Source organism: Porphyromonas sp. COT-290 OH3588, from assembly GCF_000769075.1.
Lineage (GTDB): Bacteria > Bacteroidota > Bacteroidia > Bacteroidales > Porphyromonadaceae > Porphyromonas.
In genome coordinates this window covers 585,205-606,902 of sequence record NZ_JRFC01000014.1, presented here as the reverse complement: position 1 = coordinate 606,902, position 21,698 = coordinate 585,205, and the positions used below count along the sequence as shown (strand labels likewise).

Here is a 21,698-nt window from a genome sequence, read left to right as displayed (position 1 = left end):
TGTCGCTTGGTAGCACCCTATCTCGTAGGTGGTGTCGCCTAGTGGCGTAGATCCTTGAGCGCCTTTTGTAGCTCTTGTCTGGCTAGGAAGATGCGGCTCTTGACCGTTCCTAGAGGAATGTTGAGAACCTCTGCAATCTCGTTGTACTTGTAGCCAGAGAGGAACATGGAGAATGGCTCCTTGAGTACTGGGCTCAGTGCCGCAATAGCCTTCGTAATCTCCTTGATATCCATAGAGCCCTCGGGGGTATTCTCTCCGCCCTCGCTCAGTAGAGGCACGTTGTAGGCATCAACATTGTAGTCGATGACGCTCTGCGAGCGCACGAGTTTGTGGTAGTTGTTGATGAATATGTTGCGCATAATGGTCAGCACCCAGCCTTTGAAATTGACATTGTCTACGAACTTATGCTGGTTTTTGAGCACCTTGAGGGTTGTATCCTGCATCAAGTCCTCTGCGTCCGCTTCGTCAGCGGTGAGAGAGCGAGCAAAACTCTTCATATAGTCTTGCATACCGAGCAGGTTCTTTTGGAATTGTGCCGATGTCATATCTATTCTTACACCTATTTTGGATCGTGAATAATTGCTTCTTGTCAAGTAAGGTTTTCCCTCACATCTCTTTAACAAAGGTAAACAAAATAGCCGATTTGTTCGATAGATGTTGTATGTTACCCCATAGGCAATGATAATTGCTGGTCATTTATAGGTATTTGGGCTGCTTTGTGAGCCTCTAGGACGTCCCAAATAGGCTAAGTGCCGAGCTCAAAATGGATTGGGCCTTGGTGGTATTTGTAGATTGCCTCAGCTTGATTAACTTTGCTCCCGATTTAGAATAGTTTGAATTATTCACTTAAACGAAACATCAAAAATTATGGGACAAGCAGATGAAATAATTTGCCATTGCCTTGGCATCACTCGTGGTCAGATCGAAGAAGCCGTTCGCGAGAAGGGTCTATCTACCTTTGACGAAGTATCCGAAGCTACTGAGGCTGGTAGCGTATGCGGTAGCTGTCAGGACGACATCGAGGAGATCATCGCCGAGATTAAGGGCTAAGCATATTGCCCAGATTGGGCATACAGCAAAAGAACGAGCTATCCTCTAGGCTTATCCTAGGTGGGTAGCTCGTTTTCTGTCTATGCGTTAGGTCAAAGTGTCGTATCTTTGTCCATAATGTCTGAGTAACAAAACTTTGTTCTATGGTGTATATATATTCGATCATCTATCGCCTTGTCCTATATCCCTATTTGCTGTGGCGTGGCCGCAAGGCGCTCAGCCATACTTGGTACAGACGTCTTAGAATGACCCTGCTCGTGGAGTTTCTATTGGCTCTACTGGGCGTGCTCATTCATCGCTATATAGAGCATTCGCTCATGAGCTTCTACATGAGCATGGGTCTCTTCATTTTTTTCTCGCTTGGCTATGCTTCTGTTTTCGCCTTGTTGATCAATGGGCTAAGGCTACTAGACGAGCGCTACCTAGGCTGGTATGCTCGACTAGGCTCTAGGATCAAGCTTTGGGCGGAGCGCTTGGTTTGGCTGCTCTCTGGTGTGATCTTCTTGGGTACGATGTACTCGGGCTATCTCAATGTGGCAGACCCAGCCACCAGATACCACCGCTTAGTGATCGACCGACTGGCTAACCCTAGCATTCCCGCAGAGCATCGCCTACGCTTGGCTCTGCTGACGGATCTACATATCGGTGAGGGGATTACTCCGGGTTATGTCGAGCAGGCTGTCGATCGTACCCTAGCCGAGAAGCCAGACCTAGTGCTCATCGGAGGCGACTACATCGACCACGACCATAAGTATGCCTACACCGAGCGGGTGATGCAGGCGATGCGTCGGCTCAACCAAGCTCCGCATGGGGTCTACTACGTGCTCGGCAACCATGAGTATCGGGTAGACACGCTCGCCAATATGCGCTGGGTGGAGCAGGTTGGTGGGACGCTGCTCGTAGACTCTGTAGCTCAGCCTGCGGGTGGACTCATCAACCTCATTGGCCGTGACGACTATGTAAACCGCTCTCGTGCGATGCTCGAGCAGCTTACCCGAGGGCTCGATACGAGCCGCCCTACGATACTCCTAGAGCATACCCCCGAGGAGCTAGATAGCCTCAAAGGTGAGAGCATTGATCTAGCGCTCTATGGTCATACCCATGGCGGACAGCTCTGGCCGATGCCTCTCTTGATTTGGCTCAAATATGGGATTGTCTCGGGGACAGAACGCATCGGGCAGACCGAGGTTTGCGTGACGAGTGGTATCGGTGCAGCAGGCGCCCCCTACCGCATCGGCACACGCAGTGAGTTGGTGATCTATGACTTATACTGGTAGAGCCTATGGCTAAGAAGTCTAAATGGTACGTCGTCTGGCAAGGACACGAGCCGGGCATCTATGACACTTGGGAGGAGTGCAAGGTGCAGACCTCAGGCTATGCCGGAGCTCGCTACAAGGGTTTCGGCTCTCGGAGCGAAGCGATGCGTGCCTACGAGGAGGGTGCCGAGAGCTATGTGCGACACAACTATCTGCGTGAGGCCGATGCGCTGAGCAGTGCGCCTCCCTCATTCCGAGCTCTGGCGGTAGATGCAGCTTGCTCGGGTAACCCCGGGGTACTCGAGTACAGAGGTGTGCTGGTCGATGAGCGTCGGGAAATCTTTCATGTAGGCCCTTTCCCCAAGGGAACGAATAATATCGGCGAGTTTCTGGCTATCGTCCATGCCCTCGCTCTACTCAAGAAGCATAACCTCTCGATGCCGATCTACTCCGACAGCGTTACGGCTATTGCTTGGGTACGCAACAAGCGCTGCAAGACCCTACTGCCACGAGATGCCCAAACCGAGCATCTCCTTGGGGTAGTGGCACGTGCCGAGCAGTGGCTCAAGGAGAATACCTATCAGACACAGATCCTCAAGTGGGATACTAGTCGCTGGGGGGAGATCCCAGCCGATTTTGGCCGTAAGTAATGTCAGGGCGCCTATTCGTTTTTGACCCCGGGCACGAGGAAGCACTTCGTCTTCCTCAAGGGCAGAGCTATACACCGCCCAAAGAAGTTCGGCGTATGATGCTCGACCTCTCTCCTCTAATGCGGCTATTAGCCTCTACGGACGATTATATATGGCTCCCTAGTGCCGATGGCTCTGCCCAGATAGCCACACACGAGGGCGTATTGTTAGAGGATCTATCAGCCCTCCCTCCGCTACTGCTGACCCCTTGGGCACTAGAACCTCGGTTCATTGAGCAGGTCAGACGACAGGCCACATCACTAGGCATTAGGCTGATTACTCCAGAGGTTAGCTCGGCGTATCTCACTCTGTCGCATAGGCGCTCAGCCACCGATTTACTTGAGTACCTCGATAAGCACTGGGCTCGAGTTGAGGAGCTGGCGCCACGATGGATCATGCCTACGGGCGAAACAGAGAGAGCGTTGCGAGAATTATTGGAGGGTTTTAGGTTGCGTCAAGGTCTTAGGGAGGTCATTGTCAAACGTCCCTATACCTCCTCTGGGCGTGGTGTGATGGCATATGATTTACCTCTGTCTGATGAGAAAATATCAAGCCTAGTGGCCGCTTGTGCCCGGGCTGGAGGGCTAAGCGTAGAGCCTCGCCTACGTCTTGTGCAGGACTGGGCGGCGGAGTACTACTACACCGAGGGCGAGGCGCGCTATATTGGGCTATCCAAATTTGCGACGACGGCCACTACAGGCGCCTATACGGGCAATGAGCTACAATCCGAGCAAGCGCTTTGGGCGGAGCTGTCGGCCATTGTGGGCGAGGCGGAGCTCGAAGCTCTGGTGCATGCGCATCAGGACTTTCTCATAGTAAGACTAGGAAGAGGCTACGAGGGATATATCGGGATTGATATGTTCGTCTATCTCGACGATGCAGGTAGACAAAAGCTCCACCCCGCAGTCGAGATCAATGTGCGCTGCACGATGGGTGTGCTTGCACTCATGGCTTATGAGCATCATCTCGCTCCGAATGGTAGTGGTACGTATCAGCTCATCTACGGCAAACCGCCTACGATGCGTCAGCTCTATCAGGAGCATTTGGCTCAGAGAGATGTGTTCGTCCCGCTCACTTTCCCAAGCGAGCAGTCCGCATTCTATGCCTATATTACTAGATCTAATACAAGGTAGACAAGTCCTATAGTCTACTTGCCTTGCCCTCTAGGGCATCTGCTAGAGCGGTGAGGGTCGCTTCGGTTGGCATGGCACTTACACACAATCCATACGCCTGTATTGTCTGGGCGGTCACCTCACCGATAGCTGCTAGAGGCACTCTAGTCGCATAGCCCTGCAAGCCGTGTAGGTTGAGCAGAGCCATGAAGTTGTGCACGGCCGATGAGGAGCAGAAAGTAATCCAATCCAACCCTTCATCAAGCAACTCCCGAAGTTCGTCTTTCGTGTAGGGTATCGGGCGGTTGTCATAGACGTGGTATTCGCTCACTTGTAGGCCTAGGCTTGCTAGCTCTTCCCTTAGCTCTCCCGAGGCCAAGGGTGATGTGGGCAAGATGGTGTGTGTCATCTGCTGCCTCATAGGACTGTCCTTCCACGCCTCTACAAGCCCTCTGGCACTGTAGTCGGAACTAGGCATCAGATCGGCTTGTAGGCCATAGCGAGCAAGCTCTTTGGCTGTGGCTGGGCCTACGGCAGCGATTGTGCAGTCGCCAAAGAAGCGAATGTCTTGTCCGCGAGCCTGCAATCCCTCGATGTAGTAGCGTACGCCATTGGTCGAGGTGAAGAAGATGCAAGTATTGGAGTTTGGTTTGCGAAGAGCCTCAGGGCTGAGCCAGCCGTGGCTCGGGGTAATCTCTATCGTGGGCAGGAGCGTGGTGTCGGCTCCTCGCTCCTGCAAGATCTCCACTAGACGAGAGGCTTGTGCTTGGCTACGGGTAACGAGTATGCGCTGGCCTGCCAGCGGATAACTCGAGCGCCAAGCGTAGTCTTGGGCAAAAGTGACGACGTCGCCCACGACGAATACCCCGGGGGTGTAGTGCTCGTAGTCCAGATACCCCTGCACAAAGCTCGAGATCGGGGCGGTGTGTAGCTGCTCGGTGGGCAGAGTGCCACGGCTGATGATGGCAGCCTCTGTGGTTGCCCTTAGACCGCTTGCTATTAGACGCTCGGCAATGATAGGCACGACACGCATACTCATATAGAAAACCAAAGTGCCGTCAAGGCGTACTAGGGCTTCCCAATCTAGCTCGGGCACACCGCCCTCTTTGCTGAAGGCTGTAATGAGTGACACCGATCGGCTCACGCCCCGATGCGTCACGGGAATGCCACAGTAGGCAGGGGCTGCTACGCCTGCGGTTACCCCGGGTACTATTTCGTACCTTAGGCCAGCCTCTCTAAGGGCTTGCATCTCCTCGCCCCCTCGTCCGAAAACAAAAGGATCGCCCCCCTTGAGCCGTACGACGATTCCCTTGCATCGCTGGGCGACCTCTACAAGTGTCTGGTTGATTTCCTCCTGCGTCATGGCATGCCGCCCCGCTCGTTTGCCTACATAGATGCGCTCCGTATGGCTAGGTAGATGAGAGAGAATGGCTGGGCCAACGAGCGCATCGTAGACGACGGCCTCGGCTTGGGCAAGCAATCTGCTAGCCTTGAGGGTCAGTAGCTCGGCATCTCCCGGTCCCGCACCCACTAAATAGACTTTACCCATGGCATGGCGTATTAAGTTGCTTCAGTTCTTCGATGATTTGTACCAGCTGTTGCTCAGCTTCGCTTTCATCGAAGCTAAGGGCTTGCCTTAGATATTGGCTATTGTCTGACGAGGCATAGAAGGTGCGCAAGTGATACTTTGCCCCGTCGATGTGGCACACAGCACCGAGGGGTAGGGCACATCCGCCTCCTAGTCTCGATAGGATATTCCTCTCCAGTGTAACCTCCCGTGCGGTACGAGGACAGTGAATCTTATGTAGTAGCTCTGACAGATCGGCTCTATCGGCACGCTGATGTACTGCGATCGCAGCCTGCCCGGGGGCTGGTACGATGATCTCCTCGTCAATGACCTGACTGATCTCGCCCTCTAGAGCCAAGCGCCGTAGACCAGCCACTGCCATGACGATCGCATCATATTCGCCAGATTTCATCTTAGCGATACGTGTTTCGACATTCCCTCTAATCGGGCGAAACTGTAGATCAGGGCGATGAAGCCGTAGCTGCTCTACTCGGCGGCGGCTCGAGGTGCCGACGATTGCTCCCTCGGGGAGAGTAGTTAGGGTGTATGCACCGAGCAGGGCGTCTGCTGTGATCTCTCGAGGCAGGATTGCTCCGAGGCACGTGCCTGCGACTAGCTCCACGGGGAGATCCTTGAGGCTATGCACAGCCAAATCTATCCCACCAGAGAGGAGCTCTTGCTCCAGTTCTCGGGTGAATAGCCCCTTATCCCCCGAGGCGTCTAAGGCTAGTTGTAGGAATTTATCCCCCTTGGTCTTGATGATGCGTACCTCAACCTCCAGTTCTGGAGCCACCGCATTGATTGACGAACGCACTAGCTCTGTCTGATACAGAGCCAGACGGCTACCACGTGTCCCGATGACTATTTTCTTCATCTTGTTTCCTTGTTTAATATGTGTTGGAATACTGCCCTCATCGCCTCCAGATGCTTCGTCTGCCCAGTTGGTTCTGCGATCTCTCTTAGTGCGGCTATGATCGAGGTTGCGTAGGTCGTACGCAGATGTTGGTCATATTGGCTGATGAGCGTACGTTCGCTCTCGGTCAGTGTGTTGGGTAGATTAGCCAACTCACGCTCGAGGATAGCATCGGAGCTCTGCTGAATTAGGGCAATCACTTCACGTAGCTTAGATCCCTGTGTCCACTGAACGAAGTCGGCTAGGACTTCCTCCAAAATAACCTCAGCCTCACTGATGAGCTTTGCAGTATGCTCTTGCATTTCTTCTGTGCGTAGGTCGTCTATGGTGTATAGATGAGTCAGAGGCAATGTGCCGACCTGCTCGGAGATATTGCGTGGTACGGCTAGGTCAAATAACCACTGCGCTGCTTTACGTCCATGGAGATGCTCGGGGAGGATAATCGGGTTGGAGGCTGAGGTGGCTACGAAGATTGCCTCTGCCTCTAGTAGTGCAGTGCCTAGATCTCCCTCGCAGTGGATACGTAGCTCGGGGTGACGCTCAAGGAACCTCTCGGCCCTATCCCTTGTGCGGTTGTAGATGCCGACTTGACGAGCCCCAAGATGCAGGAGATGGGCTACGATCGTTTCGGCCATCTGCCCCGCACCTACGATGAGTATAGGGGCATCAAGGATATGTTTGGCTTGTGAGAGGACGAAGTCTACTGCAGCAGATCCGGCAGAGAGAGGTGTAGCCGAAATAAGATACTGCGAGCGAATGCGCTTAGCTGCCTCGAAAGCTCGGTGAAAGAGCCGAGAGAGCAGAGGCGTACTTTGGTTCTCGGAGGTCGCTAGACGGAAGGCATCTTTGACTTGTCCTAGGATTTGCGTTTCGCCGATGACCATAGACTCGAGCCCCGAAGCGAGGCGAAAGAGGTGTCGTGCCATGGCCTCGCCCCTGAGGCTAAACATCTTGCTGTGCAAGCGTGGGCTAACCTCCAAGTTGTCAAGCAAAGACTCTATTAGACGATCGGCCGAAGCTGGGCAGTTGCTCTGGCTCTCGTAGTAAATCTCTACTCTATTGCAGGTCGAGAGCACGATTGCTCCCTCAACATATCCTGCGGCTTTCCAGTCCTCTATGAGCATAACTGCTTCGCTAGAACTAAGGGCAAAAGCCGCCCGTTCATCTATTGACGCTGTTTTGTGGTTAATCCCGATTAACCCAATCATATCTTATCTGTGCTGTTATTTGTGCTTTGAGCTGTTCGTATTCTTGTCTTGAGGCCTCTGACTCCTTCCCCGTTTGTGAGATGTAGCTCGCCCTAAGCTCAGAGAGGCGTCTAAGCTGCTCCTCGCCTAGCCTAAGGCTCTGGCTAATCTCGTCACGAATGCACTGAGCTACCTCGGGAAGACGATAGTGCGTGTGGATCGCAAGGTCTAGTCCCTGCCCCGAGTGCTGTGCGGCGAACTGAATGTTTCCGCCCGTGCTCTCGCTCAGTGTGCTGGTCAGTAGCCCTATGCTAGCGGCTCGTGTGGCGATCTCTCTATCTAGTGCCTCCTGCCCTGTGGCAGCAATGACGAGCCAGTAGGGCTCGAGTGCTACCTGCGAGCTATAGTGCCCCTGCCTCCACTCGATGCCATGAGTGGGTAGTAGCTGCGCAAGCTCTGCATCTAGCTCTGGGGCGAGCACCGTACAGTGTGCCCCATGTGCTAGGAGGGTCTGCACTTTGCGCTTAGCTCCCCGACCGCCACCGACTACCAATACCTGTTTCCCTCTGGCAGGGTGAAAGAGAGCAAGCGAATAGTCGGCATCGGTATATCCCCCAGCCGACCTTCTCTGCCCAGCTAGTTTGTCATACATCAAGAGAGGCCTATCAAGGTTGGCACGAGCGAGTAGAGCATCGTCAGCGAAAACTTCGTCTGCCGAGCCGTCGGCAATAAGCTCTCCAGAGCTCATCACGAGGATGCGGCTTGCCCATTGGTATGCCAAATTCATATCGTGAGTGGAGAGCAAGATCGTCTTGCCCGAGCGATTGAGCCGATCAAGGAGCTCCATAACCCGATGCGTATAATATCGGTCTAGGGAGGCCGTTGGCTCATCAAGGAGTATAATGTCGGGGTCTGTAGCCAGTACGGCTGCCAGACTTACCCATTTTTTTTGCCCCTCACTGAGCTTGTGCGGAGGCTGATGACGAAGCTCGTGCAGGTTGTAGCAGTCGATGATGCTCTCAACCTGTGTGGCGAGCTGCTCGTCCTGCAAGCCGATGTTTTTGAGCCCGAAAGCGATCTCGTCTTGTACAGACGGGCAAAAGAGCTGATGGTTGGCATTCTGTAGCACCAGCGCAACGCTTTGGCGAAGCTGCTTCAGCCCTCTATGATTGACCTCTATGACCTGTCCTGATAGCTCAATCTGCCCCTCCTCGCATCTGAGCAGTCCGCTAGCGATGCGCATGAGTGTCGATTTGCCAGCACCATTCGCTCCGAGTAGGGCAATGCGCTCGCCATGCTTGATCTCTAAACTAATTCCTCTGAGGGCATAGTGCTCTGGGCGATAGCAGTGGCTTAGCCCTCTAAGGGTTAACCTGATGTCTGGAGAACTGTCCGCTGGGGTGGTAGGCTCTGAGGCTCCTTCATCGTCAAAACCACGAGAGAGTAAGCCGTCATAGATCTGCTCGGCTTGGCTGTGTGCTAGGACAAAAGTCCGCGATAGGAGTATGGATAGATGTTCCAACCGAGAACGATAGCCCCCGAGATAGCCGAGCCGGCTTACTTGAGCCAACGCAATTTGCTTCGCCGTATCTTCTAATACGTATATATACCGGTAGCTGAGCTCCAGCAACTCAACAAATAGAGTTGGCACTCCTGCTGTCCTAAGATCCGATGTGAGCTGATAGATCGGATTGAGCTGTGTGAGTAGAGTCATTGCCCCAAAGGCCGTGATTGCCCTAATGCTAACTAGAGCAAATAGGTCGATACTCCCTCGGCTGATGCCCCAGCCCCAAAGTGTGTAGAGCGATTCCGCACTCGCACGCTCGATCAGTAGGGGGATAGTGCCCAACAAGATGAATAGCCAAACGATGCTTATCCGTATGACTAAACGTTTCTTGGAGTAGGGCTCTACGCCTAGAGCTATACCATAGAGCGACATTGCCACGGGGAGCAAGAGCCATACCCAAGGCACAACGAGGGCGAATACCAAAGCTCCACAAGGGACAAGTAAGCTCGGGCGCAGTAGCGTGGCGGTCTTGGCAGGGATAGCTTGAGGCATTTTGCTGATTTTTAGAATCCGTTTTGGGCTATGATGCCCCAAAATTACTCAATTTCTAGCACCTATCCCCCTGCCTTCCCGTGTCGCAGTACTCCTCAAAGCCTCTAGTGTCTCAGCTTTGAGGGGTGTTATCTGCGCCTAGAGCTGTGGGGGTATCTGCAGAGTGGATTAGGCGAGAGTCGAGGTAGAAGTCGAAGTTGAGGCTTAGATCGAAAGTGAGTTCGCCAATCGTGCGTGACGTTTGGATTTTACGATATGCCTCTGGCCCGTCGTCATTTGGTTCCCATGTGCCATTGTTGTAGCTAAACGTACGCTCTAGCACCACTGTTTGGGCGTCACGCTCAGTCCTATCTCCAAACTTATAGGCAGATGATTTCNCCCATGTGCCATTGTTGTAGCTAAACGTACGCTCTAGCACCACTGTTTGGGCGTCACGCTCAGTCCTATCTCCAAACTTATAGGCAGATGATTTCACCTCGACCTCAGCGTAAATGGTAATCTTATTAAAATATGATCCTTGAGGGCTTCTTTCATGATAAAGCTTGTATATAGGTATGTATACAGGATCCTTGATCCAGAAATTCTTATTCTCAATATCTATGGGTTGAGTCTCAAGTTTTCCTCCAGATTTGTAGTATTTAATAAATAACTTTTTCAACGCTACATGACCTCTATTAGATGCTATCCATCCAGAAGAAGGAGAAACCTTAACGAAAATGTCATTCAGCATAATACCTACTACCCCATCTTTTTCCTTAGGCAAAAACTCCACCTTATCATAGCTGTATTTGAGGGTATTGCCCATACGTACAGTGGAGGCATCGTAGAGGTGCTTGACCGTAAACGAGATAGGNCTTAGGCAAAAACTCCACCTTATCATAGCTGTATTTGAGGGTATTGCCCATACGTACAGTGGAGGCATCGTAGAGGTGCTTGACCGTAAACGAGATAGGTGCCTCAACGTTATCCCCACTGAGCTTTGCGCCCTTGATGATGAAGTCTGCGACATCCTTGAAGTTGCCTGTTACAGCTCCCTGCAGGCCAGACTGGGCATCACCACCCAGCTGAATCATCTTGATTTTAAGTTCTTGTAGCTCTTTGGTGCTGTTTATTTGTCCCCCTGCAGAGATACCCGAAAGTCCGACATTGAGTATGGCAGTCAGCTCTTGGTGGGTCTTATTGGACTCTACGAGCAAATAGTAGACGCGGCCATAGGAAACCGAGGAGATNCTTGGTGGGTCTTATTGGACTCTACGAGCAAATAGTAGACGCGGCCATAGGAAACCGAGGAGATGTAGCAGAGCGGATTGCCCTTGCCTGTGAATGGATTCAAATCATCCGTAGTTATGTCATCGGTAAAGACCCCTCTGAAGCCTCCATCGGGATCCTCGTAGCTCATCGTGAAGAAGCGCTGATAGAGGCGCACGAGCATATAGTTCTTCTGCTTATTCAGGGTCTGCCCAAAGCTCGCCTTAATCTTGCCGAACGAGCGGTTGATGTCTATCCCAGCGGAGATAGCCAGCTCCTCGAGGCTACGCACTGCTTCGAAGTTGTAGCTCACCGAGGCTGGCATACCACTATGTAGATAGCGCTTGAGGAGCCTATTCTGTGCCTGCAGGACGTTGCTCTCACGCATGTCCTTGACCTCCTCGTAGAGCGCAGCCTCATCCTGATCGCCTGCCCCAGAGACGAGCTGTAGCAGGATGCGCCCGGGCTTACGCTTCTTGTATATAGGGACTGTGGCAGGTACATTCGTCCCCTTGAGGCTCTCGCCCTGCACGATACAGCCAGGCCAGAGTACCGAAGGCCAGGGGTTGAGGATGGCAAAGNACTGTGGCAGGTACATTCGTCCCCTTGAGGCTCTCGCCCTGCACGATACAGCCAGGCCAGAGTACCGAAGGCCAGGGGTTGAGGATGGCAAAGTCCTCCGACGAGCTAGCGTAGTCGTAGCTCACCGGAGTGGTGATCTTTTGATGCTCCTGATTTCTGCCCGTAATTATGTTTTTTCTAATTCCGACATCCTCTGTCTTCTCCTTTCCTTGGGTGATGATATTCTTCTCCTCGGGAACTTCTAGCTTACCAGCGCTACGCAGGAGTTCACCTACAGCTTCGAGATTGGTCTTCTTAATAGGCTTCTCCGAGTCAATAGGCTTATCCTCTGAGCAAGAGGGTAGCACGACAGAGAGTAGTAGCAGAGCANTCGAGATTGGTCTTCTTAATAGGCTTCTCCGAGTCAATAGGCTTATCCTCTGAGCAAGAGGGTAGCACGACAGAGAGTAGTAGCAGAGCAAGGCTACTCAAATGACGCATAGAGTTATTCATAATCATATATCTCGTTTATAAAGTGGAGGGGGCGGTGTATCTAGACGCACACCGCCCTCAAAGCTAGTTTAGAGCTGTGGGGGTATCTGCAGAGTGGATTAGGCGAGAGTCGAGGTAGAAGTCGAAGTTGAGGCTTAGCTCGAAGTTGAGTTCCCCAATCTTGACTGACTTTTTAATCTTGCGATATGCCTCTGGCCCGTTGTCATTTGGTTCCCATGTGCCATTGTTGTAGCTAAACGTACGCTCTAGCACCACTATCTGGGCGTCACGCTCAGTCCTATCTCCAAACTTATAAGCAGATGATTTCACCTCGACCTCAGCATAAATGGTAATCTTATTAAAATATGATCCTTGAGGACTTCTTTCATGATAAAGCTCATAGACAGGGATATATATAGGGTCTTTGATTCCATGTCTTTTTGAACTTATTGCTATAGGCTTATTGACCAGCTCCCCTCCCTGTGTTTGATGGAGGCGGATCGATAATTCTTTCAAGAGAGCATGTCCTTTATTGGAAGTCGTCCATCCAGAGTTTGCAGAGGTGTGAATAGAGATGTTGTTTAGCATAATGGCGATTCTGCCTTCTTTCTGTTTAGGGACGAATTCAGTTTTATCATAGTTGTACTTGAGGGTATTGCTCATGCGTACGGGAGAGCTATCGTAGACATGCTTGACCGTAAACGAGATGGGCGCCCCAACGTTGTCCTCACTGAGCTTTGCCCCCTTGATGATGAAGTCTGCGACATCCTTGAAATTGCCTGTCACAGCCCCCTGTAGCCCAGATTGAGCATCACCACCGAGCTGAATCATCTTGATTTTAAGTTCTTGTAGCTCTTCGGTGCTGTTTATTTGTCCCCCCGCAGAGATGCCAGAAAGTCCGATATTGAGTATGGCAGTCAGCTCTTGGTGGGTCTTATTGGACTCTACGAGCAAATAGTAGACGCGGCCATAGGAAACCGAGGAGATGTAGCAGAGCGGATTNATGGCAGTCAGCTCTTGGTGGGTCTTATTGGACTCTACGAGCAAATAGTAGACGCGGCCATAGGAAACCGAGGAGATGTAGCAGAGCGGATTGCCCTTGCCCGTGAATGGAGCCAAGTCGTCCGTAGTGATGTCATCGGTAAAGACCCCTCTGAAGCCCCCATCAGGGTCCTCGTAGCTCATCGTGAAGAAGCGCTGATAGAGGCGCACGAGCATATAGTTCTTCTGCTTATTAAGGGTCTGCCCAAAGCTCGCCTTAATCTTACCGANACTGTGGCAGGTACATTCGTCCCCTTGAGGCTCTCGCCCTGCACGATACAGCCAGGCCAGAGTACCGAAGGCCAGGGGTTGAGGATGGCAAAGTCCTCTGACGAGCTAGCGTAGTCGTAGCTCACCGGAGTAGTGATCTTTTGATGTTCTTGCTCAAACCCCGTAATTATATTTTTTCTTTTCCCTGAATCCTCTGTCTTTTTCTCCCCCTCGGTGATGATATTCTTCTCCTCGGGGGCTTCTAGTTTACCAGCGCTACGCAGGAGTTCATCTACAGCTTCGAGATTGGTCTTCTTAATAGGCTTCTCCGAGTCAATAGGCTTATCCTCTGAGCAAGAGGGTAGCACGACAGAGAGTAGTAGCAGAGCANTCGAGATTGGTCTTCTTAATAGGCTTCTCCGAGTCAATAGGCTTATCCTCTGAGCAAGAGGGTAGCACGACAGAGAGTAGTAGCAGAGCAAGGCTACTTAAATGACGCATAGAGTTATTCATAATCATATATCTCGTTTATAAAGTGGAGAGGGCGGTGTATCTAGACGCACACCGCCCTCAAAGCTAGTTTAGAGCTGTGGGGTATCTGCAGAGTGGATTAAGCGAGAGTCGAGGTAGAAGTCGAAGTTGAGGCTTAGGTTGAAAGTGAGCTCGCCAATGGTGCGTGACGTCTGGATTTTACGATATGCCTCAGGCCCGTTGTCATTTGGTTCCCATGTGCCATTGTTGTAGCTAAACGTACGCTCTAGCACCACTGTTTGGGCGTCACGCTCAGTCCTATCTCCAAACTTATAGGCAGNCCCATGTGCCATTGTTGTAGCTAAACGTACGCTCTAGCACCACTGTTTGGGCGTCACGCTCAGTCCTATCTCCAAACTTATAGGCAGATGATTTCACCTCAACCTCAGCATAAATCGTTATTTGATTAATATGCGTACCTCTTACTGTATTTTCATGCTTCACAGCATATATAGGGATGTATACGGGGTCTTTCACTCCCCACTTACGTTCATCTAATGTGAAAGGGGAAGACTCTACAAGGTTCAGGGCTGGCTTGTTATATCTTAATGTTAACTTTTTTAACGACACATACCCCATGTGTGAAACAATCCATTTATTTGATTCTGAAGTGTTTACTTCTATGTCTTTAATTGAGATTGCAACCTTGCCCTGTTTCTTCTTAGGCAAAAACTCCACCTTATCATAGCTGTATTTGAGGGTATTGCCCATACGTACAGTGGAGGCATCGTAGAGGTGCTTGACCGTAAACGAGATAGGNGCAAAAACTCCACCTTATCATAGCTGTATTTGAGGGTATTGCCCATACGTACAGTGGAGGCATCGTAGAGGTGCTTGACCGTAAACGAGATAGGTGCCCCAACGTTATCCCCACTGAGCTTTGCGCCCTTGATGATGAAGTTTGCGACATCCTTGAAGTTACCTGTTACAGCTCCCTGCAGACCAGACTGGGCATCACCACCGAGCTGAATCATCTTGATCTTCAGCTCTTCCAGCTCCTTAGTATTATTTATTCCTCCCCCTGCAGAGATCCCCGAAAGTCCGACATTGAGTATGGCAGTCAGCTCTTGGTGGGTCTTATTGGACTCTACGAGCAAATAGTAGACGCGGCCATAGGAAACCGAGGAGATNCTTGGTGGGTCTTATTGGACTCTACGAGCAAATAGTAGACGCGGCCATAGGAAACCGAGGAGATGTAGCAGAGCGGATTGCCCTTGCCTGTGAATGGAGCCAAGTCGTCCGTAGTGATGTCATCGGTAAAGACCCCTCTGAAGCCCCCATCGGGATCCTCGTAGCTCATCGTGAAGAAGCGCTGATAGAGGCGCACGAGCATATAGTTCTTCTGCTTATTAAGGGTCTGCCCAAAGCTCGCCTTAATCTTACCGANGAAGTTGTAGCTCACCGAGGCTGGCATACCACTATGTAGATAGCGCTTGAGGAGCCTATTCTGTGCCTGCAGGACGTTGCTCTCACGCATGTCCTTGATCTCCTCGTAGAGCGCTGCCTCATCCTGATCGCCTGCCCCAGAAACGAGCTGTAGCAGGATGCGCCCGGGCTTACGCTTCTTGTAGATAGGGACTGTGGCAGGNTCGTAGAGCGCTGCCTCATCCTGATCGCCTGCCCCAGAAACGAGCTGTAGCAGGATGCGCCCGGGCTTACGCTTCTTGTAGATAGGGACTGTGGCAGGCACATTCGTCCCCTTGAGGCTCTCACCCTGCACGATGCAGCCAGGCCAGAGCACCGAGGGCCAGGGGTTGAGGATGGCAAAGTCCTCCGACGAACTAGCATAATCATAACTGACGGGGGTTGTTATTTTATCATGAGGAAGTGTGCTTCCAGTGAAGAGTTCCGTTCTTTCTCCTGCATCCTCTGTCTTTTTCTCTCCCTCGGTGATGATGTTCTTCTCCTCAGGAGCTTCTAGCTTACCAGCGCTACGCAGGAGGCTGTTGACCTCTACGATGTTGGTCTTGTCGATAGGCTTCTCCGAGTCAATAGGCTTATTCTCCCGCTCGCGGCATCCAGCCACGCCTAGCATACAGAGTGCTAGCGCAGCAACTCCCCAGATCTTTGTTTTTTGTTTCATAAATAATAACGTTGCTTATTGTAATTGATATTTCACTTCTTTGGATAAATAACTTGGTCTGTCCTAAATGAATACTTGAGTTCAAAATGAACGGGACAGAAATTGAAAATCTCGTGTACACCTATCTTACGAAAAAGATCGTTCTCAAAATAGCTCCCATGTTGCCTAGCAACCCACTCCTTCTTGGATGGATTATAGGAAAACTCGACTGATAGGTCGTAGGTTTTCTCTGCCGCATCTCTATCTCCCCAAAGTAAGCCGTCTGTATATCGCTATGCCCGACATGAGACACTGAGCCTTAGTTTGATAATAGCATTGCCCTCCTGCTTTTTGTTGTCTTGGCGACTAAACAATCTTGCGTCGCTAGGCGGCTTGGGGACTTGAGTAGCAAAGAGCGAGTCTAGTCCCCTCAATCGGGCTTTGTCTTTTTGTTCCTGCTCTCTCTGCTCCTTACGGGCTTGCTCTTCGCTGAGCTTAGGATCCAAGGGGGCATCCTCACGCTGAGTGCAGGCGAAACTACTCCCTAGAAAAACGAGCCACAGGCAGGTGTGGCGTACTAGGTGTGTGAAGCCATTAAGCATGATGAGTTACAAAATCTTAATCAATAACATCACTTCCGTTAATATACAGATAGACTATACAGACTATCGAGATAATGAATTTATATTCTCGAGGACAAATGTAAATATTTATTTATTTTTATATCAGATATATTTTTCTTTTCCCGCTACTCAGTTTTCGAGCGCTAGTATCCTTCAGGGTACACCATTGCCAATGCTCAATAAGAAGCTTCGAGATAGCACCATGCTTGCCTTGGGCGTTTGATGTCTTTGTGGGCGTATTTTGCCTGATGCTTGTGATGCCCTGTGTGCTATCGCTATATCTAGGTTACTTGATTTTAGGCTTCATTCTTCTGTGTTTGTGTTGAGAAGTGTTAATGTGTTCTTGAGGAAATTGAGGGAATATGCCAGAGGTTCGTAAAGAGCGTTGAGGTGTTTGAGGAGGATTGATGGGAAGGTTGATTGGGATTGGTGGACCAATTTCTAGAGGTATGTCCACTAATCCAAGAGGATTGATGGGAAGAAACCGCAAGAAATATGCCATAAGAGCCTAAGTTTGCTTCTAGACAGATTTTATAGTACTGGTTATTAGCGTGATGTGTTTTCGGCCTTTGGAGGGTCTGTTTTGTTAAGCTGGGGATAGGGAGCCTAAAGAAGGTTGGACGCAACCTAGAGCCTCCCAGAGGGCAAATACGGAGGATGTCACTTCCTCCCCTTGGTCCTAGCCAATCTGCTCATTGATGCTATATAAGTATTATATTATGTAAAGGGGGTGAGGGGTGGGAAGGACTGTACCTTCGGCCTTGTATCCAAAAAATGTTGTGGGATTGGCGCTCCTCTATTCGTTTTCTGTAACTTTGCATAAATACTCAATTATATTAGGATACTTAGGTTATGAATCATCCACTACATATATATAATACGCTCACGCGTAGCAAGGAGCAGTTTGTCCCCAGCCAAGCCCCACACGTTGGACTCTATGTCTGTGGTCCCACAGTTTACGGCGATGGACATCTAGGGCATGCACGCCCTGCGATTACTTTCGATCTGCTCTTTCGCTACCTGCAGCACCTCGGTTACAAGGTGCGCTATGTGCGCAACATCACCGACGTTGGTCACCTTGAGCATGATGCCGACGAGGGCGAGGACAAGATCGCCAAGAAAGCTCGCCTAGAGCAGCTCGAGCCGATGGAGGTTGTGCAGTACTACATGACTCGCTACCACAAGGCTATGGAGCGTCTCAACGTCCTGCCGCCCAGCATCGAGCCTATGGCATCGGGGCATATCATCGAGCAGATTGAGCTGACGAAGCAGATCCTAGAGGCAGGCTTCGCCTACGAGAGTGCAGGGTCGGTGTACTTCGACGTACGCAAGTTCGACGAGGTCTATGGCTATGGCAAGCTCAGTGGGCGCAACATCGAGGATATGCTCCACAATACACGCGAGCTCGATGGCCAAGGCGAGAAGCGCTTCCCCCTAGACTTCGCACTGTGGAAGAATGCCCAACCCGAGCACATCATGCGCTGGCCTAGCCCATGGGGTATGGGCTTCCCCGGCTGGCACTGCGAGTGTACGGCTATGGGGCGCAAGTATCTCGGCGAAACGTTCGATATCCACGGTGGTGGTATGGACCTCGTCTTCCCGCATCATGAGTGTGAAATCGCTCAAGCGGTTGCCTCGCAGCAGGGGCAGGCGATGGTGCGCTACTGGATGCACAACAATATGATCACCATCGAGGGCAAGAAGATGAGCAAGAGTGCAGGCAACTTCATCACTCTAGATGAGTTCTTCACTGGGGAGCATCAGCACTTGCAGCAGGCCTATAGCCCGATGACGATTCGCTTCTTCATCCTTGGAGCGCATTACCGCAGCACCGTAGACTTCGGCAATGATGCTCTACAAGCTGCCGAGAAGGGGCTCGCTCGCCTACTTGATGCTGCAGCTCTGCTTGATGGGCTCAAGGCCTCGGGACAGACGACCGTATCGGTGTCGGGGCTTAGAGAGCGTTGCTACGAGGCGCTCAACGACGACCTCAATAGCCCCATGGTTATCGCCGAGCTATTCGAGGCGAGCCGTGCGATCAATAGCATCCATAGCGGTCTGGCGAGCATCACGGCCGAAGACCTAGAGGAGCTCAGGGCTACCTTCCGCCTCTTCCTCTTCGATCTGCTCGGGCTGGTAGACGAGCGACAGACAGACTCGGGCTCGCAGACGGCTTTCAGCGGTGCGGTAGACCTACTGCTACAGCTCAGAGCAACCGCCAAGAGCAACAAGGACTGGGCAACGAGCGACCGCATCCGAGATGAACTGACGGCTCTAGGCTTCGTGATCAAGGACACGAAGGACGGTGCCGAGTGGCAACTTAAATAACTCAACCTAAGAATAATGCTCCTCTCAATCATTGTCCCCGTCTACAACCGCCCCGACGAAGTGCGTGAGCTACTGGATAGCCTCACGCGTCAGTTGATGCTCGACTATGAGGTCATCATCGTGGAGGACGGCTCTACGCTCAGCTGCGAGCGGGAGGTGGAGCGCTTTCGTTCGCTTCTCCCCGCAGTGCAATATCTGCGCATTCCCAACTCTGGCCCTAGCGTGGCACGCAATAGAGGGGCAGAGCGTGCTAGCGGTGAGTATCTTCTCATTTTGGACTCCGATGTGGTGCTCCCTTCTGGCTATCTAGAAGCCGTGCAGAGAGGTATCTATGGTACCCGTGCCGATGCTTTCGGCGGGCCAGACGCCGCTTCACCTGACTTCACGCCGATGCAGCAGGCGGTAAACTATGCCATGACCTCATGGCTCACCACAGGTGGCATACGTGGCGGTAGTGCCGATGCTATGGAGCAGTTCAAGCCTCGCACCTTCAATATGGGCTGTCGCCGAGAGCTCTTTCTCCGTTTGGGAGGTTTCGCCGAGGATATGCGCTACGGCGAGGATATCGACTTTAGCTTGCGATTGATCGAGGCTGGCGCTTCGGTGCGCTTATTCCCCGATGCTTTTGTCTATCACAAGCGTCGTGTAGACCTCAGTAGGTTCTTCATGCAGGTGCATCACTCGGGCATGGCACGCATCGCTCTAGAGGCACGGCATCCCGGCAGTACGAGGCTTGTACATTACTTGCCTGCCCTCTTTACGATGATCTCTGCCCTCTGCCTGCTCTCGGTAGTAGGCTGCGCGCCACTCTTGCTCTATGCACTCTTGCTCCTTGTCGATGCCAAGCAACGCTCTGGGCGCTGGGACGTGGCAGTGCGAGCAGTCCCTGCTAGCTTCGTGCAGCTCTGGGGCTACGGCTCGGGCTTCATCCGCGCGTGGGTGGACAAGCACTGGGTAGGGTAGAGTCCCTAGAGGTTTCGAGGAACTGTAAACGGCCTTTGTAGATCGCATTATATACTCAGGTATAAATTCAAAATTCGATTAGTGTGAACTTTCAAAATTCGATTAGTGTGAACTTTAGAGTATTAGTTACTCTGTGCTTGCTCCTAGTGGGGGCGAGTGTCTATGCACAGAAGTCGGGCAATGAGGTTGTCTACCTCAAAAACGGCTCGGTTATCCGAGGTACAGTACTGGAGGTTGTGCAGGGCAAGCAGGTCAAAATCCTTACTGCCGATGGGAGCATATTTGTGTACAACTCCAGCGAGGTGGAGCGTATCGTCAAGGATGCTCCACTCAATCGCAAAGCCTCTAGTGGCTATACTGAGAAGCGTGGATATATTGGCTTCTCTGCTGGTATGGCTTATAGTGGAGGTATGAGGAGCATCGGGGGCTATATTAGCCCTATTGATTTTGGTTTTCTCCTGACGCCCAATGTCGGCATAGCGGCCAAGATAGGAGCACGGGTCTATGATCTAGAAGATCAGACATCCTACGGCCAGCACTACGATGAGGATATATCCCTAGCCTCTATGATGGTCGGTGGACTTCTGTCTCTGCCCACGAGTAAATACGATCGCTTCGAGCTGAAGCCTCTTGTTGGCTTTGCACGCTATCAGCTAGAAGGAAACTGGGTGGGTCGCACCCTCTTCTCTTGGGAACTTGGGGGACAGTACCGTCGCCACTTGGGACGCACCGTGGACTTCTATACAGGCCTAGGCCTCAATCAGGTCAATGGCTTCTACGACTGGACTATCAGTTTTGGCTTTGGCTTCCGCCTACGCTAGAGGAGTAAGTGGTACACACGTAATTATTAGATTTATATGAAAGCAAATATTAGAGCGCATGCACTAGGACTACTAGGCATCTTGGTAGCCTCTGGGATAGCAGTGGCACAAAACCCCCAACGCATTGAGCGCGAAACAGAACACAAGGCTACACCACAGCCGACACAAGTACTCAAGTGGAAGGTCGCCATCGGTCGTTTCTCCAATGAGACGCAGTATGGCAAGGGGATCTTTTACGAGCGCGAAAACGACCCAATGGCCAAGCAAGCTCTCGACATCCTCTCGACCAAGCTCAGTAGCTCGGGTAAGTTTATCCTCCTAGAGCGTGGAGATCTAGACAAAATCGAGGCCGAACTCAAGACGCAAGCCTCTACGACACAGAAGATCGGGGCCGACTATCTGATCTTGGGGTCTATTACAGAGTTTGGACGTAAGACGACAGGCAAGGAGGGACTCTTTACCACCGAGAAGAGCCAGATCGTAGAGGCAGGTGTGAGCATCCGCATCGTAGATGTCGCCACGGGGCTTATTATCTACTCGGAGGAGGGTAAAGGCTCGGCCGAGACTACCTCGAAGAGTACTCTAGGCTTTGGCGGTAAGGCTGGCTACGATGCCACGCTCAGCGATAAGGCCATCTCTGGAGCGATCGATATGCTCGTAGAGAATATCATCAACAAGTGTACGGACAAGCCTTGGCGCACCTATCTGCTCAGTGTGGATGACGAGGGTGTCATCATCGCTGGTGGAGCGTCTCAGGGGTTGCGCCAGGGGGATATTTTTGGGGTTTTCGCCCGAGGCAAAAAGGTCAAGAACCCGCAGACAGGTGTCGAGTTTGAGCTGCCAGGCAAGCAGATTGCGACAATCAAGGTAGAAGCCACGATGGGAGAGACTACCGAGACGGAGTTCTCTATCGTAACTGTTGTGGATGGTCAGATTGACCCCACGCAATATGAGCATTACTACATCCAACAACTTTAAGAGCAGA

The 21,698-nt window shown here is 51.7% G+C and carries 19 protein-coding genes; 8 read left to right on the top strand and 11 right to left on the bottom strand.

What is annotated here, in order from left to right:
• Positions 1-38: 38 nt before the first annotated feature.
• A complete protein-coding gene (locus tag HQ48_RS04405) occupies positions 39-545 on the bottom strand; it encodes an RNA polymerase sigma factor (RefSeq protein ID WP_044186384.1) in 507 nt (168 codons plus the stop codon).
• Positions 546-867: 322 nt separating this feature from the next.
• On the opposite strand from HQ48_RS04405, the gene HQ48_RS04400 reads away from it, so the two are divergent.
• From HQ48_RS04400 to HQ48_RS04385, 4 genes are all read left to right on the top strand, one after another.
• On the top strand, positions 868-1,050 hold the full coding sequence (locus tag HQ48_RS04400; RefSeq protein ID WP_044186386.1) for a (2Fe-2S)-binding protein: 183 nt from the start codon (positions 868-870) through the stop codon (positions 1,048-1,050).
• Positions 1,051-1,193: 143 nt separating this feature from the next.
• Positions 1,194-2,327 carry a metallophosphoesterase gene (locus tag HQ48_RS04395; RefSeq protein ID WP_044186387.1) on the top strand — a complete coding sequence of 378 codons (1,134 nt, stop codon included), beginning with the start codon at positions 1,194-1,196 and terminating at the stop codon, positions 2,325-2,327.
• 5 nt (positions 2,328-2,332) lie between these two features.
• Positions 2,333-2,956, top strand: a complete 624-nt coding sequence (locus tag HQ48_RS04390; protein WP_044231839.1) for a viroplasmin family protein — start codon at positions 2,333-2,335, stop codon at positions 2,954-2,956.
• The gene (locus HQ48_RS04385; RefSeq protein ID WP_044231838.1) at positions 2,956-4,128 is read left to right on the top strand and encodes a hypothetical protein; all 1,173 of its coding nucleotides are present in this window, start codon (positions 2,956-2,958) and stop codon (positions 4,126-4,128) included. The genes HQ48_RS04390 and HQ48_RS04385 overlap by 1 nt, the downstream gene beginning before the upstream one ends.
• A 7-nt stretch (positions 4,129-4,135) precedes the next feature.
• On the opposite strand, the gene cobA is transcribed toward HQ48_RS04385, so the two are convergent.
• From cobA to HQ48_RS04315, 10 genes are all read right to left on the bottom strand, one after another.
• The gene (gene cobA, locus HQ48_RS04380) at positions 4,136-5,656 is read right to left on the bottom strand and encodes a uroporphyrinogen-III C-methyltransferase (RefSeq protein ID WP_044231837.1); all 1,521 of its coding nucleotides are present in this window, start codon (positions 5,654-5,656) and stop codon (positions 4,136-4,138) included.
• Complete coding sequence (hemC, locus tag HQ48_RS04375; protein ID WP_044231835.1) at positions 5,649-6,548, bottom strand: hydroxymethylbilane synthase; 900 nt, start codon at positions 6,546-6,548, stop codon at positions 5,649-5,651. Before hemC ends, cobA begins: the two co-directional genes overlap by 8 nt.
• Positions 6,545-7,795 carry a glutamyl-tRNA reductase gene (gene hemA, locus HQ48_RS04370; RefSeq protein WP_081969719.1) on the bottom strand — a complete coding sequence of 417 codons (1,251 nt, stop codon included), beginning with the start codon at positions 7,793-7,795 and terminating at the stop codon, positions 6,545-6,547. The genes hemC and hemA overlap by 4 nt, the downstream gene beginning before the upstream one ends.
• Entirely contained in the window at positions 7,773-9,833 is a 2,061-nt protein-coding gene (locus HQ48_RS09005) for an ATP-binding cassette domain-containing protein (RefSeq protein WP_052408958.1), read from the bottom strand. Before HQ48_RS09005 ends, hemA begins: the two co-directional genes overlap by 23 nt.
• Positions 9,834-10,609: 776 nt before the next feature.
• Positions 10,610-11,029, bottom strand: coding sequence for a thiol-activated cytolysin family protein (locus HQ48_RS09575; protein ID WP_044231831.1), 420 nt, complete (start codon positions 11,027-11,029; stop codon positions 10,610-10,612).
• The gene (locus HQ48_RS09570; protein WP_255360628.1) at positions 11,020-11,613 is read right to left on the bottom strand and encodes a thiol-activated cytolysin family protein; all 594 of its coding nucleotides are present in this window, start codon (positions 11,611-11,613) and stop codon (positions 11,020-11,022) included. Before HQ48_RS09570 ends, HQ48_RS09575 begins: the two co-directional genes overlap by 10 nt.
• Positions 11,614-12,218: 605 nt before the next feature.
• Positions 12,219-13,352, bottom strand: coding sequence for a thiol-activated cytolysin family protein (locus HQ48_RS04345; protein ID WP_044231828.1), 1,134 nt, complete (start codon positions 13,350-13,352; stop codon positions 12,219-12,221).
• A gap of 1,184 nt (positions 13,353-14,536) precedes the next feature.
• Positions 14,537-15,013, bottom strand: coding sequence for a thiol-activated cytolysin family protein (locus HQ48_RS09565; protein WP_044231822.1), 477 nt, complete (start codon positions 15,011-15,013; stop codon positions 14,537-14,539).
• Entirely contained in the window at positions 15,004-15,999 is a 996-nt protein-coding gene (locus HQ48_RS09560; RefSeq protein WP_081969715.1) for a thiol-activated cytolysin family protein, read from the bottom strand. Before HQ48_RS09560 ends, HQ48_RS09565 begins: the two co-directional genes overlap by 10 nt.
• A 272-nt stretch (positions 16,000-16,271) precedes the next feature.
• A complete protein-coding gene (locus HQ48_RS04315; protein WP_044231818.1) occupies positions 16,272-16,580 on the bottom strand; it encodes a hypothetical protein in 309 nt (102 codons plus the stop codon).
• An 873-nt stretch (positions 16,581-17,453) separates the two neighbouring features.
• On the opposite strand from HQ48_RS04315, the gene cysS reads away from it, so the two are divergent.
• The 4 genes from cysS to HQ48_RS04290 all read left to right on the top strand — a co-directional run bounded on the left by cysS (position 17,454) and on the right by HQ48_RS04290 (position 21,691).
• Positions 17,454-18,929: a cysteine--tRNA ligase gene (gene cysS, locus HQ48_RS04305; protein WP_044231815.1), complete on the top strand. Its 1,476-nt coding sequence runs from the start codon at positions 17,454-17,456 to the stop codon at positions 18,927-18,929.
• Positions 18,930-18,944: 15 nt separating this feature from the next.
• Positions 18,945-19,892 (top strand): glycosyltransferase, encoded by a 948-nt coding sequence (locus HQ48_RS04300; RefSeq protein ID WP_044231813.1) that lies wholly within the window; start codon positions 18,945-18,947, stop codon positions 19,890-19,892.
• A gap of 107 nt (positions 19,893-19,999) precedes the next feature.
• On the top strand, positions 20,000-20,713 hold the full coding sequence (locus HQ48_RS09000) for a hypothetical protein (protein ID WP_152568305.1): 714 nt from the start codon (positions 20,000-20,002) through the stop codon (positions 20,711-20,713).
• 36 nt (positions 20,714-20,749) lie between these two features.
• Positions 20,750-21,691, top strand: coding sequence for a CsgG/HfaB family protein (locus HQ48_RS04290; protein WP_044231812.1), 942 nt, complete (start codon positions 20,750-20,752; stop codon positions 21,689-21,691).
• Positions 21,692-21,698 lie beyond the last annotated feature (7 nt).

Coding starts and splice junctions, on each gene's coding strand:
- HQ48_RS04300 (WP_044231813.1), top strand. CDS start 18,945: ATGCTCCTCTCAATCATTGTCCCCGTCTACAACCGCCCCGACGAAGTG.
- HQ48_RS04405 (WP_044186384.1), bottom strand. CDS start 545: ATGACATCGGCACAATTCCAAAAGAACCTGCTCGGTATGCAAGACTAT.
- hemA (WP_081969719.1), bottom strand. CDS start 7,795: ATGATTGGGTTAATCGGGATTAACCACAAAACAGCGTCAATAGATGAA.
- HQ48_RS09005 (WP_052408958.1), bottom strand. CDS start 9,833: ATGCCTCAAGCTATCCCTGCCAAGACCGCCACGCTACTGCGCCCGAGC.
- HQ48_RS04315 (WP_044231818.1), bottom strand. CDS start 16,580: ATGCTTAATGGCTTCACACACCTAGTACGCCACACCTGCCTGTGGCTC.
- HQ48_RS04385 (WP_044231838.1), top strand. CDS start 2,956: ATGTCAGGGCGCCTATTCGTTTTTGACCCCGGGCACGAGGAAGCACTT.
- HQ48_RS04400 (WP_044186386.1), top strand. CDS start 868: ATGGGACAAGCAGATGAAATAATTTGCCATTGCCTTGGCATCACTCGT.
- HQ48_RS04395 (WP_044186387.1), top strand. CDS start 1,194: ATGGTGTATATATATTCGATCATCTATCGCCTTGTCCTATATCCCTAT.
- HQ48_RS04390 (WP_044231839.1), top strand. CDS start 2,333: ATGGCTAAGAAGTCTAAATGGTACGTCGTCTGGCAAGGACACGAGCCG.
- cysS (WP_044231815.1), top strand. CDS start 17,454: ATGAATCATCCACTACATATATATAATACGCTCACGCGTAGCAAGGAG.
- hemC (WP_044231835.1), bottom strand. CDS start 6,548: ATGAAGAAAATAGTCATCGGGACACGTGGTAGCCGTCTGGCTCTGTAT.
- HQ48_RS04290 (WP_044231812.1), top strand. CDS start 20,750: ATGAAAGCAAATATTAGAGCGCATGCACTAGGACTACTAGGCATCTTG.
- cobA (WP_044231837.1), bottom strand. CDS start 5,656: ATGGGTAAAGTCTATTTAGTGGGTGCGGGACCGGGAGATGCCGAGCTA.